General features: G+C 41.3%; 3 protein-coding genes. All 3 read left to right on the top strand.

Annotation, left to right across the window (positions count from 1 at the left end; translation table 11 throughout):
- Positions 1–60: 60 nt before the first annotated feature.
- The 3 genes from AYJ08_RS12690 (at position 61) to AYJ08_RS24925 (ending at position 20967) form a co-directional block, all read left to right on the top strand.
- The gene (locus AYJ08_RS12690) at positions 61–19236 is read left to right on the top strand and encodes a non-ribosomal peptide synthetase (RefSeq protein WP_064018035.1); all 19176 of its coding nucleotides are present in this window, start codon (positions 61–63) and stop codon (positions 19234–19236) included.
- Positions 19237–19324: 88 nt separating this feature from the next.
- Entirely contained in the window at positions 19325–20623 is a 1299-nt protein-coding gene (locus tag AYJ08_RS12685) for an MFS transporter (protein WP_064018034.1), read from the top strand.
- A 152-nt stretch (positions 20624–20775) separates the two neighbouring features.
- Entirely contained in the window at positions 20776–20967 is a 192-nt protein-coding gene (locus tag AYJ08_RS24925) for a YheC/YheD family protein (protein WP_369799681.1), read from the top strand.
- Positions 20968–21011: the final 44 nt, after the last annotated feature.

Genomic DNA, 21011 nt, shown 5'->3' with positions numbered 1-21011 from the left:
GTAAAAACACAACTTATTAACAAATACTTACACTAAATTCAATTAGGAGGAAAAATTGGGATGATCAACCACGAACAGATTTACCCGCTCACTCACTCCCAGAAACGTATCTGGTTTACAGAGGAATTTTTTCCTAACACCAGTATTTCAAACATTGGAGGTCTTATTAGGCTACAAGCAGAAAAGCTAGACTATGCCCTGTTGCAAAAAGCAATCCAAACATTTATTCAAATGAATGATTCTATTCGCCTACGCATTATGGTGGATTCTCAGACCAATGAACCAAGGCAGTATATTGCACCTTATCGTGAAGAAGGACCGTCCATCATAGATTTTAGTGACAAAACGAATGAGGACGAGCTCTACTCTTGGGCTAAAGAAAGATTTGCAATACCATTTGAGCTTTTAAACAAACAATTGTTTGAATGTTCCGTCATTAAGGTTAATGAACAGGAAGGGTATATTTACCTCAAAACTCATCATATCATTACGGACGGCATGGCTTACGTTCACATTGTGAATCATATCATTTCCATCTATACAGAATTGCTTGCCGGTACTGATGTATTAAACTTCCAAACCATGCATGTACCAGCTTCTTTTATCGATTTTATCCATGATGAGGAAAAGTACATAAGCTCAGTGCGTTTCCAAAAAGATCGAGAATTTTGGCATGAGGAGTTTTCTACCTTACCAGAATTTACTGGGTTTAAAGCCTATGACGCTTATTCAGTAAGTACGAAAGCAAAAAGAAAAAGAATCATAGTACCACAGAAATTACGAGATCAGGCACAACAATTTTGCGCAGAAAATAATATTAGTATTTTCACACTATTTATGTCAATGTTTCATGCCTATGTGTATCGTTTGACAGGACAAACAGACATCACCATCGGTACAACCTGCAATAATCGGACACAGCGTAAAGAAAAAGATATGGTTGGTATGCTAGTTAGTACGATGCCGTTTAGATTTCAAGGTAATCCCGCACAAGATGTTCTTACGTTTATTCGGGATGTAGCCAAGAAGCAGAATAAATTATTTCGTCACCAGAAATATCCATACGATCAAGTCATGCAAAAGGTTCGTGACAAGCATCCTCATGTAAATAGTCTGTTTCGCCTTTTTGCCGGGTATCAAATCCTCGATTTTGAACAAATAGCGGGGGTTCGTTATACAGTAGAACAGTTGTTTGTAGGCCATATGACAGAAGAGATAGCTTTACATATTCAAGAGCATAAAGACAAGGACTTATTGACTATTGAAATAGATTATGTAGCGGAAATGTATACAGAAGATGAGATAAATAGACTGGCTGATCATCTATTACGCATAACCCAAGATTCAATCTCATTCCCAGAGAAGAAGGTAGCTGAGCTAGAAATGCTCTCGGAAGGGGAAAAACAGAATCTTATTGCTTTATCCAATCAGACTGTGAAGCCATTCCCACAAGAGAAAACGATTCATCAACTCTTTGAAGAGCAGGTGGCAATGAATCCTGAACAGATAGCTGTCTACTTTGAGGGTTCGAGGCTCACGTATCAAGAATTAAATGAAAAGGCAAACCAACTATCCCATTGCCTTCGTGATATGGGAGTCACTACCGATCAGCTAGTAGCCATACTCGCAGATCGTTCTATAGAAATGATTGTTTCCATTTTAGCTATTCTTAAAGCAGGAGGAGCCTATGTTGCCATAGATCCTGTGCATCCATCAGAGCGTATTTCTTACATGCTACAGGATAGTGAAGCTAATATTCTGCTTGCTCAAAAACAATATGTAAAAGATATATCGTTTGGCGGACACATCCTAGAGCTGGATGATGAGAATCTTTTCGTTGGAGATCCTTCTAATCCTACATGGGCAGTGCAAGCGACTGATCTTGCTTATGTCATCTATACCTCCGGAACAACAGGTAAGCCGAAGGGGGTTATGGTTGAGCATCGCGGAATTGTCAATTTACAACAATTCCTTTCTACACAATATGGACTCTGCAAACAGGATCGAGTCATTCAATATGCTAGCTCCTCTTTTGACGTATCTGTAAAAGAAATCTTCATGTGCTTGCTGCACGGTGCTACCTTGTATATTCCGACCAAGGAAACAACACAAGATCCAGCCCTATATGAAAGCTATTTGAGTAATCATCAAATCACAGTTGCCGTATTGCCGCCTGTTTTTGCTGTTCATGTAAATGCAGACAAGCTTCGTTCCTTACGCCTCTTATTTACAGGTGGCTCTGCAACGACATTAGAAATGGTGCGCACTTGGAAAGATCGTGTGATGTATGTAAATGCATACGGTCCCACAGAGGCGTCCGTTCAGGCAACGGCATGGCTTGCTGAAGAGCGAGAAGACGGCATGATCTCCATTGGTAAGCCGATTGATAATGTTCAGGTGTATGTTCTCAACTCCGAGCATCAGCTGCAGCCAGTAGGCATAGCAGGAGAACTATGCATAGGCGGGGTAGGACTAGCGCGTGGTTACCTTAATCGCCCTGAGTTAACCCAAGAAAAATTTATCGCTCATCCATTTAAAACTGGTGAAAAAATCTATAGAACAGGTGATCTGGTACGGTGGATGCCAGATGGCAACATAGAATATCTGGGACGTATGGACGATCAGGTAAAAATTCGTGGCTACCGTATTGAACTACTAGAGATTGAAGCACAAATGCTAGAAATAGAAGAGGTTGTTCAAACTACCGTCATTCCGTTTACCAACGATAATGGACAGACTGACCTATGTGCCTACTTTGTGGCTACACGAGAGATGAGCGTCCTGGAGCTGCGCCAATCCATTGGTAAAAACCTACCCGCTTACATGATTCCTTCTACTTTTATGCAGCTTGACGAAATGCCGCTTACTGTAAACGGCAAGATTGATAAGAAGGCTCTTCCAAAACCAGAGGGAACGCTTCATACTGGCTTGCCATATGTAGCACCTCGAAATGAGGTCGAGGAATTACTCGCCAGCGCATGGGAAAAAGTTCTCGGGGTAGAGCGCATCAGCATTATGGACAACTTTTTCGAGATCGGTGGAGACTCGATTAAAGCCATTCAAATTTCAGCACGTCTGCATAAAGATGGCTTAAAAGTAGAAATGCGCGATATATTTAAGCATCTATCTATTGCCGAGCTAAGCAAATACGTCAAGGTAGTGAAAAACTCCTATGATCAGGGCATGGTGGTAGGTGATGTTCCTCTTACTCCTATTCAGCATTGGTTCTTCCAGAATCAAAGAAACAATAGACATCACTTTAATCAAGCTAATATGCTGTATCGGGCAGAAGGGTTTGATGCTGAAATAATTAGACAGGTGTTTGAGCGTATCATCGAGCACCATGATGCATTACGAATGACCTATTCAACTCTAGAAAATGTAAGCATTCAGCAGGTAAATCAAGCATTCACTACTGATCGTTTTGATTTTGAAATAATTGATTTGACCGATGAACCAAACGAAGCAGTCATAAAAGATCAAATTAAACAGCATGCTGATCATCTTCAAACAAGCATCAATCTCGAAAATCAGGGGCCGTTGGTTAAGATTGGTTTGTTTAAAACGGCTTCAGGAGATCATTTATTGATCGTGATTCATCACTTGGTTATAGATGGAGTCTCGTGGCGTATTTTATTGGAGGACTTATCAACAGGCTATAGCCAAGCAGCTAAAGGAGAAGCTCTCTTGCTTCCATCAAAAACAGTCTCGTTTAAAGAATGGTCGAATCAGTTGCAATCCTATGCGGCAAGCAAGGCGTTTCTTAAAGAAATACCTTATTGGAGACAGTTGGAGCAAACTGCAATTCAGCCGTTACCAACTGACGGACCTATTACAAATAATCTCAAAAAGGATAGCTCGGATATTCACATAGAACTTACTCCACAACAGACTAAACAGCTATTAAAAGATGTACACCATGCTTATCACACTGAAATCAATGACCTCTTATTGACTGCATTAGGTCTCACCGTGAAAAACTGGACAGGAGAAGCGAACGTACTCCTATTACTCGAAGGACATGGTCGTGAAGATATCATTGCAAATATGGATGTTACTCGTACGATTGGCTGGTTTACATCTGCCTATCCGGTTATTCTGCCAATCAAAGAAGATGAATTGTCGAAACAAATGAAGCTTACGAAAGAAGCATTGAGAAGCATTCCAAATAAAGGTATCGGTTACGGTATCTTACAATATATAACCCCAAAAGAGCATACTGAATCAATGTCGTTTACGTTACAGCCACAGATTAGCTTTAACTATTTGGGGCAATTCGATCAAGACACTGCAACAGAGGTGTTCACTTCTTCACAGATGTCTAACGGTGATTCCATCAGTCCATACTTTGTGCGTAATCAATTACTAGAATGCAATGGTGGAATTTTCAATGGTAAGCTGCAAATGATTTTCACCTACAATCATCACGCATATCATAAATCCACTATTCAACACATTGCCGACCAGTTTAAGACAAATCTGCTCCAACTTGTTGACCATTGCGTAACAAAAACGACAAGCGAGCTGACTCCATCCGATGTAGGGGCCCAGAATCTCTCTATCGAGGAATTCGAAAGCATTCAAGCAATAGTACAAGAGATGATTGGTCAGACAAGCATTAACAAAATATATCCGCTGTCACCCATGCAGGAAGGTATGCTATTTCATTCTGAATTACAGCCTGACAGTCCCGCCTATTTTGAGCAAAATAGCATCCCGCTTCATGGTACCCTTGATCTAGCTCTTCTTGAACAAAGTTTAAACGCGGTACTAGCTCGCTATGATGTATTACGAACTGTGTTCATCCATCAGGAACTGAAACGCCCGGTACAGGTTGTTCTGCAGGAGCGGAAGTCAACCATCCGGTTTGAAGACATTTCTCATCTAGACGAGGTCAACCAGCAATCATATCTTCATTCCTACAAAGAAAAGGATAAGCAGAAAGGATTTGCGATCCATAAGGACGTACTCCTACGCCTTTCGGTGTTAAAAACAGGGGAGGACACCTATCAATTGCTCGTAAGCTTCCATCATATCATTATGGACGGCTGGTGCTTTGTTCTCTTATTGGATGAACTGGTACGAATCTACCATTCCCTGCTGAACAATACAGCCATTCAGCTTCATGCTGTTTATCCATATAGCGACTATATTGAATGGTTGGAGAAGCAGGACAGAGAAGATGCTATTGCTTATTGGAAAAATGAACTTCTCGGATATGAGCAGCTAGCTACTCTACCGAAATGGCGCTCGCAGAAAACAAGAAACTACGTTCAAGCTAACCATCTTTTCCATTTTGATGAAGAGACGACGCTTGGACTAGAACGATTGGCAAAACAACATCATACTACATTAAACAATGTTTTCCAAAGCCTATGGGGCATTCTTTTAGGTCGCTATAACGGAGTAGACGATGTTGTTTTTGGCGCTGTCGTCTCTGGCCGAAACGCAGATATACAAGGTATTGAACAAATCGTAGGCTTGTTTATCAATACAATACCTGTACGTGTGCAGCCTTTTGCCGAACTAAGCTTTACTGAGTTATTACAACAGGTAAAAGAACGTGGAACTGCTGCGTCTCAATTCGACTATTTATCACTTGCCGACATACAGTCTATGAGCTCCTTAAAGCAAGGATTATTAGACCATCTTCTCGTCTTTGAAAACTATCCAACGCCTGACAAAGAACGAGTTTCCTCCAATCAGCAGAGATTGGACTTTGAGTTTGCAAGGATGGAGGTATTTGAGCAGACAAACTATGATTTCAATGTGCTCGTTGCCCCTTATGATCAGCTATATGTAAATTTTAGATACAACGAACAAATCTATGCGCCTCAGCTTGTAGAAAGCATAGCTTCCCACTTGACAGAATTGGCACGTGCGGTTGTTTCCCATCCAGAAATGAAGCTAGGCAATATCAATATCTTATCTGAGGCTGAGAAACATCAGATCCTCTATGAATTTAATCAAACAACAGCAGATTACCCACGTCATAAGACGATTCATCAGCTATTTGAAGAAACTGCTGCTAGAATTCCCGACAATACCGCTGTTTATTTTGAGAATGAAGAATTAACCTATCGGATGTTACATGAGCGTACGAATCAGCTAGCTCGAACACTACGAGCGAATGGTGTAACACCGAACAGTATTGTAGGAATCATGCTTGATCGCTCCTTTGAGATGATAATCGGTATTTTGGGGATTTTGAAGGCAGGAGGAGCTTATCTGCCACTAGATCCGAAGCATCCACAGGATCGTTTGGGATTTACGCTAGAAGACAGTAAGGCACAAATCTTATTAACCCAATCAAAATACAATGGACTAGTCGATTTTAATGGTCTTGTCATCGAGATAGATCAACCTGCTGCATATCACACAGACAACACCAATATAAAACATGTGAATCAAGCGACCGATCTGGCTTATGTTATCTATACGTCTGGTTCGACTGGTAAACCAAAAGGCGCCATGATTGAACATACGTCTGTCCTTAATCGACTGCTCTGGATGCAAAAAGCATATCCGCTCACTGAAAATGATGTCATCTTGCAAAAGACTCCGTTTACCTTCGATGTTTCTGTATGGGAAATGTTCTGGTGGGCATTTGTAGGAGCCAAGGTGTGCTTCCTCATACCAGAAGGAGAAAAGGATTCGTCTACTATTGTAAATGCAATTGAACACCGGCGTGTGACTACCATGCATTTTGTACCGTCGATGCTTCATGCCTTCCTGGAGCATGTCAATTTACACGTATCGGAAATCCAAAGACTGGCAAGCTTGCGTACGGTCTTTGCTTCTGGTGAGGCATTGCAAGTCGCGCATGTAGAACGTTTCCAATCCCTTCTTCACAATGCGTACCAGACTAAATTAGTGAATTTATACGGACCAACAGAAGCTACTGTAGACGTTTCGGTATTTGAATGCTCCGTAGAAGAGAAAATGGATACTGTACCGATCGGAAAACCGATTGATAATACGCAGTTATACATTGTCAGTAAAGAAAATCAGATCCAGCCTGTTGGAGTAGCAGGTGAACTTTGCATTGGCGGGGTACAATTAGCACGTGGTTATTTAAATCGGCCGGAGCTAACCATGGAAAAATTTGTTTCGAATCCATATATAAGCGGAGAACGAATGTATCGTACCGGGGACCTTGCACGATGGATGCCGGATGGAAATATTGAATATTTGGGTCGTATCGATCATCAGGTGAAAATTCGAGGCTTCCGTATAGAGCTTGGGGAGATCGAAACCCGGATATTAGCTTTCGAGGGTATAAAGGAAACCGTTGTGATTGCAAGTGAAGATAGTCAAGGGGAAAAATATCTGTGTGCCTATTTTGTAGCTACGAAAGAACTAGACTTCACTGATTTGCGGGACTTTTTAGCAAATGACCTGCCTAGCTACTTTATTCCAGCACGATTTATTCAGCTTGAAAAAATGCCGCTTTCTCCAAACGGTAAAATTGACAGAAAAACGTTACCAAAAGACGAATTCATTGGAAAAACTGCTGAATATATCGCTCCACGCACAAAATTAGAAGAAAAGCTGGTTGCGATATGGCAGGAATTGCTTGGAATCAGTCCTATCGGAATACATGATGATTTCTTTGAACTCGGCGGACATTCTCTCAAGGCTACCATTCTTGCATCTAGATTGCATAAAGAATGTGATGTACAAATTGCACTAAGTGATCTGTTCCAATATAAAACCATAGATTCATTGGCAACACTCATTACAAATACACAGAAGACTCATTATTCGGAAATACAACCGATTAAGCCAAGCCATTATTATGCGGTGTCCTCTGCGCAGAAGCGCGTGTTAATTATTGCCCAAATGCAGGGTGCAGAATTAGCCTACAATATGCCTGTTGTATACAAATTAAGTGGTTATATCGACCGGGATCGATTGGAAGAAGCATGCAAAAGTCTGATACAACGTCACGAGAGTCTGCGTACTTCGTTTGATTGGATTGATGGGGAGCCTGTGCAAATTATTCATCCATCTGTTGATTTCAACATGTCTTGCAAAGAGCTGTCCACTGATCATTCAACTCATGAAAAAGCCATAGCTAGTGCAGTACAGTCATTTATTAGGCCTTTTGATCTAAATCAAGCTCCGTTATTTAGAATGGAATTAGTCACCATAAAAGAAGATGAGCATATCCTCATGATTGATATGCACCATATCATCTCAGATGGTGTCTCCACAAACATCCTACTTCGTGAGCTATCGAAGCTGTATGCTGGGGAAAAGCTACCTAGTCAACGAATTCAATACAAGGACTTTGCGGCATGGCAACAAGAGCTATACCAGACTGATATGATGCAAAAGCAAGAGGCTTATTGGCTAAAAACATTTGAAGGAGAAATACCGACACTTCAAATGCCGACAGATTATGCTAGACCATCAATCCAAAACTTTGAAGGAGACATTGTTTCGTTTGACATCGATGCTGATTTGACCAAGGACCTTCATCAAATCACCTCGCAAACGGGTACAACCATGTATATGCTTCTGCTTGCAACGTTCCAGGTCTTGCTTGCTAAATACAGCGGGCAAGAAGAGATTATTGTAGGAAGCCCTGTGGCAGGCAGACAACATGCTGATGTTGTGGAAACGGTCGGAATGTTTGTTGGAACACTTGCTCTAAGAGGATTCCCTGCTTTCGAAAAGACATTTACCAGCTATCTTAAAGAGGTAAAAGAAAGCACTTTGCAAGCGTTTGAAAATCAAGATTATCCGTTTGAAGAACTCGTGGAAAAGCTTGATGTTAATCGTGACATGAGCCGCAATCCGTTATTCGACGTTATGTTTGCCTTACAAAACGTCGGCAATGAAATGCTGAAAATAGATGGGGTTGCAACAACTCCTTACGAAGCCATCTTCAATCTAGCTAAATTTGATATTACATTAGCGGCATTTGAAGTAGGAGAAGAGATCAATTGCTACTTAAACTACAGTACGAAACTATTTAGAAGGGACACCATTGATCGTTTAGCAGGACATTTCGTTCAAGTATTGCGTTCCATTGTCAATAATCTCGATATTCAAATTTCTCAAATTGACATGGTCACACCAGCAGAAAAAGAACAGCTTCTCTTCACATTTAATGATACTGACAGAGAGTTCGATACCCAAGCAACGATACAGCAGCTATTTGATAAACAAGCAGCCTTGTCACCAGAGCAGGTAGCCGTTTATTTTGAGGGAAAACAGCTCACTTATCAGCAATTAAATGAAAAAGCAAATCAATTGGCACGCCTGTTAATGAGAAAAGGGGTAGCCAAGGACAAGATTGTTGCTATCATGACAAATCGATCACTGGAAATGATTGTATCGATTATAGCCGTACTCAAAGCTGGCGGTGCGTATGTACCAATTGATCCTGTCTATCCGGCAGATCGGATTCAATATATGCTGGAGGACAGCAATGCAAATGTTCTACTTACTCAGAAGCATCTTATGGACAAAGTGCCTTTTGATGGTTATATCCTCGATATAGATGACGAAAAACTCTATCAGGGTGAAGTAGCTAATGTAGACATACAAGCTTCACCAACAGACCTAGCTTACGTGATCTATACTTCAGGTACTACCGGTAAACCAAAAGGGGTTATGGTTGAGCACCACGGAATCATTAGCTTGAAAACCTATTACCAATCAGACTTTGACATTGGCATCGGCGATCGTATGGTGCAATTTGCAAGCTCTTCTTTCGATGTTTCTGTCTGGGAATTCATGATTAGTTTACTAACAGGAGCAACTTTATACATTCCAACCCAAGATACAATTTACGATCCGGTTGCTTTTGGGGACTATATAGAGGCTCACCAAATTACGATAGGCCTACTACCACCTGTATATATCGGCAACGTGGAGCCGAACAAATTATCATCAATGCGTCTTCTACTAACGGGCGGTTCTGCATCGAATAATGAAATTGTAGCTACTTGGAAGAATCGGACGACCTATATGAACGCCTATGGACCGACTGAATCGTCTGTTATAGCTACTACATGGATTGGTACAGATCGTGAAGATGAGGCTTTACCGATTGGTCGCCCTATTCCAAATACGAAAGCCTATGTTCTTAATAAGCAGAACCAGTTGCAACCGATTGGTGTCTTAGGTGAATTATGCATTAGCGGAGCAGGCCTAGCCCGTGGCTATCTCAATAAACCAGAGCTTACCGAAAAAGTGTTTGTTGAGCATCCATTTGCAGAAGGCGAACGCATGTACAAAACAGGAGACCTAGTAAGATGGCTACCTGACGGAATGATCGAATACTTTGGTCGGATAGACGATCAGGTAAAAATACGCGGCTACCGTATCGAATTAGGAGAGATTGAAGCACACTTGCTTTCTCTTGATGAGATCCACGCAGCAGTAGTAATATCCTTTACGAATGAAGAGGGACAACCCGATTTATGTGCATATATCGTTGCTGATCATGAAATCAATATAGCTGATATAAGACATCAAATTGGACAACATTTACCTTCTTACATGATTCCAGCATACTTTGTTCAGGTAGATAGCATACCGGTATCGGTAAACGGAAAAGTTGATAAAAAACAATTACCAAAGCCAGCTACATCAAATTCAACTGGTAGAGAATACGTAGCGCCACGAAATGAAATAGAAGCAACGCTTGCAAGTATCTGGCAAGCTGTTCTAGGAGTAGAACAGATCAGTATTCATGATAACTTCTTTGAAATAGGCGGGGATTCAATCAAGGCGATTCAAATTTCCTCCCGCCTGCATAAGGAAGGTCAGAGACTGGTAATTAGCGATCTGTTTAAAAATCCGACGATTGCACAGTTAGGTTCGTATGTAAAGGCTGGCACTCAAACCTTCGATCAAACAGCGATTGAAGGAGACGTACCGCTGACACCAATCCAACGCTGGTTATTCACGGAACACAGTACAAGCCTGCATCATTTTAATCAGGCGAACTTCCTCTTCCGACCAGAAGGATTTAACGTAGAGCATGTTCGTCAAGTATTTACCCAAATTATCCATCATCACGATGCGTTACGTATGGCCTATTCCTTTACTCCAAACGATAATGATGCAAAACAAGTAAATCGAGGAATCAATGATACGGAAGCCTCTTTTACTATAGATGTTATCGATTTGTTAGAGGAATTAAACGAAGAACAAGTGGCTGTACGGATTGAACAAGAGGCAAATCGTATTCAAAGCAGTATGGGCTTGCTGCATCAAGGGCCGTTGGTCAAATTAGGCTTATTCAAAACTACAGAAGGTGATCATCTTCTGATCGCCATTCATCATCTTGTCATTGACGGAGTTTCGTGGCGTATCTTACTGGAGGATTTTACAACAGGTTATGAACAAGCACAAAATGGGAAGTCGATCGTTTTCCCTGCGAAGACCGTTTCGTTACAAGAATGGGCAAAACAATTGGAGAATTACTCTACAAGTAAGGTACTACTTAGAGAGAAGAGTTATTGGAATCAACTAGAACAAACAAGCATTGATCCGATCCCAACTGATTTCATAACTAGTCATAACCGTATGAAGGATAGTTCTACTCTATCAATGGAACTTTCCGAGACGGATACAGCCCTTCTATTAACAGACGTGCATCGTGCCTATCGTACTGAGATGAACGACATCCTGCTAACAGCGCTTGGGATAACGCTTAAAGAGTGGACGTCAAATAATGAAATAGCTATCTTACTTGAGGGACACGGTCGCGAGGATATCATGGAAGAGATAGACATCAATCGAACAATCGGCTGGTTTACATCTGCCTTCCCAGTCCTGCTACCTATGTCTAAGGTGTCAGACATTTCTTACGGAATAAAACAGGTCAAAGAAACCTTGCGCAAAATTCCTAATAAAGGGATTGGCTACGGCATACTTAAGTATTTGACCCCAGTAGATCAAAAGCTAGATATGTCGTTTACCATACATCCAGAAATAAGTTTTAATTACTTAGGCCAGTTTGACCAAGAGGTAACAACAGACGTATTTACCATTTCAAAAATGTCGAGAGGTTGCCTTGTAAATCCAGAGATGAATCGGGAGCAATTAATCGATATTACTGGCGCTACCGTTGGAGGCAAGCTGCAATTGTCATTTGTATATAACCATCTTGCCTTCCAGAAGGAGAGCATTGAAAAGCTAATCGAAGTCTTCACATCAAACCTCCTTCTCATCATCAAGCATTGCACGAGCCAAGCAACACCGGAATTAACTCCTTCTGACTTAGGTTATGCAGGGTTATCTATTGAAGAGTGGGATACAATCCGAACTTATATACTATCTGAACTGGGAACCAATGAAACCAGCAAGCTATATCCACTTTCTCCTATGCAAGAAGGAATGCTATTCCATGCAAACCTAGATACAAACACCTCTATGTATGTGGAGCAATACAGCTTGCCGTTATCAGGGCATATGGATCTTTCTAAAATGGAACAAGCCTTTAATTCGATCATCCAACGCTACGATGTGTTACGTTCCATATTTGTGCAAAAAGACCTAACACGTCCACTGCAAGTAGTTCTTAACGAGCGCAAAGCCACTGTTCGCTTTGAAGATATCTCCGCTTTCGCTCAAGAGGATCGAGTGAAGTATATAGAAGGTTTTAAACAACAGGATAAAGAACGCGGGTTTAAGCTATCTAGTGATAGGCTCATTCGATTGGCTATCCTGCAAACAGCGGCAGAGGAATATCTTATGATTTTAAGCTTCCATCATATTCTTACAGATGGTTGGAGCATACCGATCATCATGGGAGAATTTATTCATACGTACCATTCTCTGCTTAATGATCTTCCGTTATCACTTGGTCCGGTTTATCCGTATAGTGACTACATCAATTGGCTGGAAAAACAAGATAAAGCAGAAGCAATCTCGTATTGGAAGGAATATGTGGCAGGGTACGAACAACTGGCTACAATTCCAAAGGAAAGAAAGACTGAAGCTGTAGAATACCAGACAGAATTGTATGAGTTTTGCTTCGATAAAGCTATGACAAGTGGTTTAGAGCAGATAGCCAAGCAATACCAAACCACTTTAAACAGCGTATTCCAAACGATCTGGGGTATATTGCTAGCTCGATATAATCGTACCAATGATGTAGTATTCGGCGCTGTAGTCTCTGGTCGGAATGCTAATGTTACAGGTATTGAGCAAATGGTCGGTTTATTTATCAATTCCATTCCTGTTCGTATACAACTAGATGCAGAGACAAAATTTACTCAAGTATTGCATCAGGTACAAGAAGATGCCCTTACTTCTGCTGATTATGACTATCTCTCACTTGCCGAGATTCAATCCACAAGTGAATTACGCCAGGGCTTGCTTGATCATTTGATTGCTTTTGAAAATTATCCGACTCCAGCAGAAGATAACCATATTCATTTAGCTAAAAAGGTAGAAATTAACTTCCAGCAAATGGAGGTATATGAGCAAACGAACTACGATTTTAATATAGCAGTGGGACCTGGTGAGAAGCTTTATATTAAGTTTATGTACAACGCACATGTCTACAACAAGCAAATGATGGAGGGCATTGCAGCTAATCTGCAACAAATCGCCCGAAGCATTCTAGCAGATCCATCTAGTAAAGTTAGTGAAATAGACATTGTTTCAGCTGAAGAAAGACAAAAATTACTAGTGGAATTTAACCATACGCAGGCTCCATTTGAAAAAGACAAGACGATTCCGCAGATTTTTGAAGAGCTGGTCATGAAACATCCAAATCATCCTGCTGTTTACTTTGAGGGTGATCAACTAACGTATCAAGAGTTAAATGATAAGGCAAACCAGTTGGCACGAGAATTAGTTGCACTTGGAGTAGGAACAGACCAAATTGTTGCAGTTATGGCAGACAAAAGCATCGAAATGATTGTGGCGATTATGGCCGTTCTAAAAGCTGGAGGAGCCTATTTACCAATTGATCCAGCTTATCCAGGTGAGAGAATCGCATATGTCTTAGAAGATAGTCAAGCTAAGGTTCTGTTGACCCAAAGTCATTTGCTTGAATCCGTTCATATGAATATCGCTACGTATCAGGGCAAAATTGTAGAGCTTACAGATGATAGGCTGTATCAGGGAGATACTACTAATCTGAAGCTATCAATCACACCAACTGATCTAGCATATGTCATCTATACATCTGGAACAACAGGAAAGCCAAAAGGTGTAATGCTGGAGCATCACGGGGTTGTTAAGCTAAAGCAGCATATTTTTGATCATTACGGCATGTATCAGGAAGATCGCGTTTTACAATATGTTAGTCCTTCTTTTGATGCATCTGTTAAAGAAATTTTTGCTTGCTTGTTAAATGGAGCAACGTTGTACGTGCCTAAGAAGGAAACGACTCAAGACCCTGCCCTGTTTGAAGATTACGTGAATCGTCATCATATTACAGTGGCGGCCTTACCACCTGTCTTCCTCGTACATGTAAATCCTGATAACATAACATCCTTGCGCCTTTTATTTACGGGCGGGTCTGCAATCACTACCGATCTTGTTCAAGCATGGAAATACCGGACAGTATACGTCAATGCTTATGGGCCAACTGAAGCGTCTATCCAGGCAACAGGCTGGGTAACAGAAGAAAGAGCAGATGGAATCTTACCGATTGGGCGTCCAATTGATAATACCCAGATCTACATTGTTGGAGTCGATTATCAATTGCAGCCGATTGGCATTCCGGGAGAACTTTGCATAAGTGGAGTAGGGCTGGCACGGGGCTATCTCAATCGTCCTGAGCTAACGCGTGAAAAGTTTGTAGACAATCCATTTGTTCCTGGCGAAAAAATGTATCGAACAGGTGACTTGGCAAGATGGCTTCCTGATGGAAATATTGAGTATCTTGGTCGTGTAGATGATCAGGTAAAGGTCCGTGGCTTTAGAATAGAGCTAGGAGAAATTGAGGCCCACTTGCTATCACACGAGGACATCACTGAAGCGGTCGTCCTTGCTCTTACAGATGAGAGAGGGCTAACTGATTTATGCGCTTATTTTGTCAGCACGAATAGCATAGCCATTACCCAATTGCGTCACTATCTTGAGCAAAGCCTGCCTTCCTATATGATTCCGGCATTCTTCATTAAATTGGAGAAAATGCCTGTGACACTCAACGGGAAAATCGATAAGCGCAGTCTGCCAAAACCAGACAAAACTGTTGACACAGGAGCAGTTTATGTGGCCCCACGCAATGAAATCGAATCTAAGCTGGTTTCGATTTGGCAAGAGGTATTGAGTGTAGAACGAATCAGTGTCCTTGATGACTTCTTTGCACTGGGAGGGCATTCATTAAAAGCGACTGTACTCCTCTCGAAGATTCATAAAGAATTTGAAACAGAGACATCTCTTCGTGAGATTTTTAAACACACAAAACTCGAAGAAATGGCCACACTAATCAGTCAAGGACAGAAGAGTGCCTTTGAGGAAATACACCCTGTGGAGATAGCAGAAAGTTATCCAGTCTCATCCGCTCAAAAACGCTTACTTATCCTAACACAGTTGGAAGGAGCTGAGCTAAGCTACAATATGCCAATGGCCTTGAGACTCTCAGGTGATATTGAAGCTGCTCGACTGGAAAGCTCATTCCGAGAACTAATCAATCGTCATGAAAGCTTGCGGACATCTTTTGATTGGACAGATGGACAAATGAGACAGATGGTTCATGAATCTGCAATGTTCCATTTGGTTCATACAGTAGGGGCAGAGAATGAGTGCAATCAACTCGTCTCCACATTTACACAACCATTTGATTTGAATCAAGCGCCGCTTTTGAGAGCGCACCTTGTCACTTATAAGGATAAGGAACATCTTTTATTGCTTGATATGCACCATAGCATTTCTGACGGGGTTTCAATGAGTATCATACTCACAGAGCTAGCTAAAATTTATGCAGGAGAAGAACTACCCGCATTATCCATCCAATATAAAGATTTTGCTATGTGGCAACAAAAAATGTTTACATCGGATGAAATGCAGAAGCAAGAGCTGTATTGGCTTGAGAATCTTTCCGGCGACTTGCCAGTTCTCCAAATGCCAACAGATTATCCAAGACCGCCTGTTTATAGCTATGATGGTGACAATGTTCCATTTACTGTGGACAAGGAACTATCAAGCGCTCTACGACAACTGGCCATGGAGACTGGTACGACTATGTATATGGTATTACTAGCAGCATTACAGGTTACGCTTGCCAAATACAGTGGTCAAAATGACATTCTTATCGGTAGCCCGATAGCTGGACGTCCACATACTGATCTACAACAAATTGTAGGGATGTTTGTAGGAACGTTAGTCATGCGTGGGTTCCCAGAAACCGAGAAGCATTTTTCGACCTTCCTAGCTGAGATAAAAGATACAGCGCTTCATGCCTATGAGAATCAAGACTATCCATTTGAAGAGCTGATAGAAAAACTAGACCTCAAACGTGACATGAGCCGTAATCAACTCTTTGATGTTATGTTCACTCTCCAAAATATGGATGGTCCAGAAAGCGGATTAGCCTTTGGTGAAGCCAAGGTCTCGTTATATGAAACCAAGCAAAATATAGCGACCTTTGACCTTACTATGACTGCTCATGAATCAGAAGAAGGAATTGGTATTGATCTAAACTATTGCACGAAATTGTTTAAGCGTGAAAGTATGGAGCGTTTCGCAGACCATTTTACACAGGTACTACATGCAATTAGTAAGAACCCTCACGTCATTTTAGCTGATATAGACATGGTGACAGATAGGGAAAAACATCAATTGGTAACAAAATTCAATGATACAAATAGGGTTTTCCGATCTGATAAGACGATTCATCAGCTCTTTGAAGCTCAAGCAGAATTACACCCAGCTAATAGAGCTCTCTATTATGAAGGACAAGCTTTGACTTATCAGGAGTTGAATGAAAAAGCAAATCAATTGGCGCGTGTACTAGTTGCAAAAGGGATAAAGGCGGAGGATAACGTAGCAATTATGGCTGACCGCTCTCTTGAAATGTATATCGCTATTTTAGCTGTTCTTAAAGCGAATGGTGTTTATGTCCCAATCGATCCCGCATATCCAATGGAGCGGATTCGCTTTATTCTCGAAGATAGTCAAGCACAAATTCTGCTGACGCACACAACCATAGACGTACAAGCCAACATTTCAGACAGCCTTGAAATTATTCCATTGCATGACCAGTCTCTGTTCCAAGGGGAACCACAAAATCTAGCATTGCCAGCTTCACCAAGGAATCTTGCCTATATCATCTATACATCCGGAACAACAGGTAAGCCGAAAGGTGTCATGCTAGAGCATCGCGGAGTGGTTAACCTATTAGATCATATCAAAGCAGAATATGGCGTGAGCGAGCAAGACCGTATCATTCAATACACAAGCCAATCGTTTGATCCATCCATCATGGAAATTTTCTTGGCCTTACACAATGGGGCGGAGCTATACATCCCGACCAAGGAGACAACTCAAGACCCTGCGTTGTATGAGAAATTTATCAATAAACACCTAATAACAGTAGCAGAAATACCTGGAGCATTCGCTAGTGTAGTCAACCCGGAAAGACTCATTTCACTTCGTTTTGTCTCAACAGGTGGCTCTGCTTTGACACCTGGAGTAGCCAAAGCATGGAGAGATTATGTTCGTTTCATCAATGCATATGGACCAACAGAGACTACTATTCAATCAACAGAGTGGGTTGCAGAGGAACGATTCGATGGGGCACTACCGATCGGACGTCCAGTAGCTAATACACAAATCTATATCCTGAATCAAACAAATCAGCTACAGCCTATTGGAGTACCAGGAGAGTTATGCATTGGAGGAGTAGGGCTTGCCCGCGGTTATCTCAATCGTCCTGATTTGACGGCAGAGAAGTTCATTACGAACCCATTTGTTGCAGGTGAAAAGATATACAAAACAGGTGATTTAGCTAGATGGCTTCCTGATGGAAACATTGAGTTTTTAGGCCGTATTGATGATCAAGTCAAAGTTCGTGGCTTCCGCATCGAGTTACTTGAAGTTGAATCTCATATTCTAGAGCTTGAAGATATTGCGGAGGCGGTAGTGACTGTTACTCAGGATACAACAGGTCAAAATCAATTATGTGCATACTTCGAAGCAAAACGGACAATTACGGTTTCCGAGCTGCGAGAGCAACTGGCAAAAACTCTACCAGCCTATATGATTCCTTCTTATTTTGTTCAACTAAAGAGCATGCCGCTGATGGTAAACGGTAAGATTGATAAAAAGGCTTTACCGGCACCTGAAGAAAATATGGTTATCGGTAATGAGTACATTGCTCCGCAGACTGAGATGGAGGAGAAGCTTGCGGTTATCTGGGAAGAAGTGCTTGGTCTGAAACAAATCAGTGTAGAGTCGGATTTCTTTGAGCTAGGTGGACACTCTCTCAAAGCAGTTCAGCTTGTCTCCGCTATTAGTAGAGATATCGGAATAGAAATGCCACTTCAGCTTGTATTCCGCTACCGCAGCATTCGCCAACTAGCCGAGAAGCTGACCGTAGTGCAATATGTTCAGGTGGATGAAGAAATTCCTGTTACCCTGCTAAATGAAGGAGGAAAACCAATCGTCTTTGCCTTCCCGCCAATCGCTGGTTTAGGGGCTGCATTTAAAGAAATTGCAAGCGAGCTTCCCGATTACTCGATCTATTCATTTGATTTTATTGCGCATGACTATCTGATTAATGAATATGTCGATCACATTTTGAATATCCAACCAGAGGGGCCATATCTACTGATGGGGTATTCAGCAGGGGGAAATTTGGCGTTCGAGGTTGCCAAAGTACTAGAAGAAAAAGGTCACCACGTTCAGGGAATCATTCTTTTAGATACGCTAAGGCAAACCGATTATCAGCTTGTAAATGATGAAGAAATTCGTGAAAATGTAGCACTGATTGATAAAGCGGCAGAAGAGAATGAAATATTCAAGGTAGCGAGCATACGGAACAGAATTGTTCAAAACATCGAGAATTACGGTGCATTGCTCAATACCATCATCAATGACGGTATGGTTGAGGCAAGCATTCATCTCATATTAGCAAAAGAGATTGAACGGGAAGAGGAACTAAAATGGAAGAAGTCGACAATGGGTACCTATATGGAATACCAGGGCTTTTCTACGCACCATGAAATGGTTGACAAGCAATATGCCAAACAACATGCCTATCTAATTCATGAAATCTTGGAATTGCTGCATCAGGTTGAGGTATCCCATTAAGAAGTAAAGTTTTACATGGAACTGGGGTGTTTTATAGCGTGGAATACTCCCAGTTCCTTTCTTTTATCTCATTGTAAGGAGAACAAGCATGGGAGAAATGAAATCGTTGTTTACCAATAAAAATTTTACCTTGCTCATGATTGGCCAAGTTATTTCGTTTACAGGCAGTATCATCCAGCGTTTTGCTCTTTCCTTGTATGTCCTTGGGATTACTGGATCAGGTACATTATTTGCTTCTGTTCTGGTTATGTCATTAATCCCAACCATTCTACTGGGACCAATCGCTGGTGTATTCGCTGATCGGTTTAGTCGCCGAAATATTATGATTGTACTGGACATTCTTTGTGCGATTATCGTCGGTGTGATGCTATTCTTGTCTAAAAACGGACTACTAGACTTGCCAGCAATCTACATAGGGGTAATTTTACTGTCGGTTTTCACTGCTTTTTACGAACCGGCTGTGCAAGCATCTATACCTTCATTAGTAGGGGAGAAACAGCTTCTTAATGCCAATTCGCTTAATAGCTTGTTCATGACGCTAGCTAATATGACAGGTCCTATTCTTGCAGGAATATTATATGGGACCTTAGGCTTGGATGCTCTTCTGCTAATCAATGGAGTTAGTTTTTTATTGGCGGCTATTCTTGAAATGTTTATGGTTATCCCACAAACAATCCGTGACAAATCCTCCAGCATCGTTCAGGACTTTGGGAATGATTTAAAAGAAGGACTCAAATTCGTAGGGAAGAGCCAATATCTTGGTAAATTAATCTTTGCGACTCTTATTGCAAATGTGTTCATATCGCCGATTTTTACAGTGGGAATTGCCTATATCACGAAAATAAGCTTGAAAATGTCGGATCAAATGTACGGATTGAGCGAAGGAGTAATCATGGCTGGTAGTCTCATGGCTCCGATCGCCTTGAGTCTATTAACGAAAAAACTGACTGTGAAAAACGCTTTTGTGTCCATGCTTTTTCTATCAGGTATTTTCCTATTAGCCACTAGTGGCTCCATTCTTCCATCCTTCACAAGTATTTTCCCAGATGCAACAATTCCGTTCTGGATATTTACAACATGTGGATTTGGTATCATGGCTTCTATTACGATTCTTTCTATCGTTGGGATGACCATGCTACAAAACGATACACCAAATGAAATGCTTGGTCGTGTAATGGCACTGGTCACATCCATGACAATGGCTGCAATACCACTTGGTCAACTTATGTATGGTTTGCTGTTTGATCGCTTTTCCGATAGTAGCTATATCCCGATGGTACTTTCTGCTATTGTCAGTGTAATCCTTAGTCTTTACATCAAAGTTGCACTTGCTGGATATGAAAATGATGTATCAGCGCCTAAGAGTCCAGATACGACTTCTGCTTAAGGATACGAATGAGAAGATAGGGAGGGAGTATCCCTGTAGCAATAGATTCACCTAGCAAAGCGGGGAAAGGGACCTTAAAAATAAGAACTGTGAAAAAACATATCTGAAATACAAAAAGAGTCGTTTGGTATCGCGACTCTTTTTGCGTTCAAATCGACCTTGGAATTGAGAAGAGTGGCCGAATTTGGATTATTGAAGTTAATTCGAAGCCTGATCATATGTTGTTTGCACGGCTCCCAGACAAATCTTCGTTGCGTAAAATTAAGGAAAACAAACGTCTATCTTTCACAATCTATTCGATCAGAATTTATATTAAATACGGATGGAGAAGAGCTATGGCTTAAGCCATTTTTAAACAAATAAGACCACCAAAAGTTATATCTACAAA

This window comes from Brevibacillus sp. SKDU10 (genome assembly GCF_001645205.1).
Taxonomy (GTDB): Bacteria; Bacillota; Bacilli; order Brevibacillales; family Brevibacillaceae; genus Brevibacillus_B; species Brevibacillus_B halotolerans.
The sequence above is the reverse complement of the archived record's forward strand: the minus strand, read 5'-3'. Positions and strand labels throughout refer to the sequence as shown.

Coding starts and splice junctions, on each gene's coding strand:
- AYJ08_RS12690 (WP_064018035.1), top strand. CDS start 61: ATGATCAACCACGAACAGATTTACCCGCTCACTCACTCCCAGAAACGT.
- AYJ08_RS12685 (WP_064018034.1), top strand. CDS start 19,325: ATGGGAGAAATGAAATCGTTGTTTACCAATAAAAATTTTACCTTGCTC.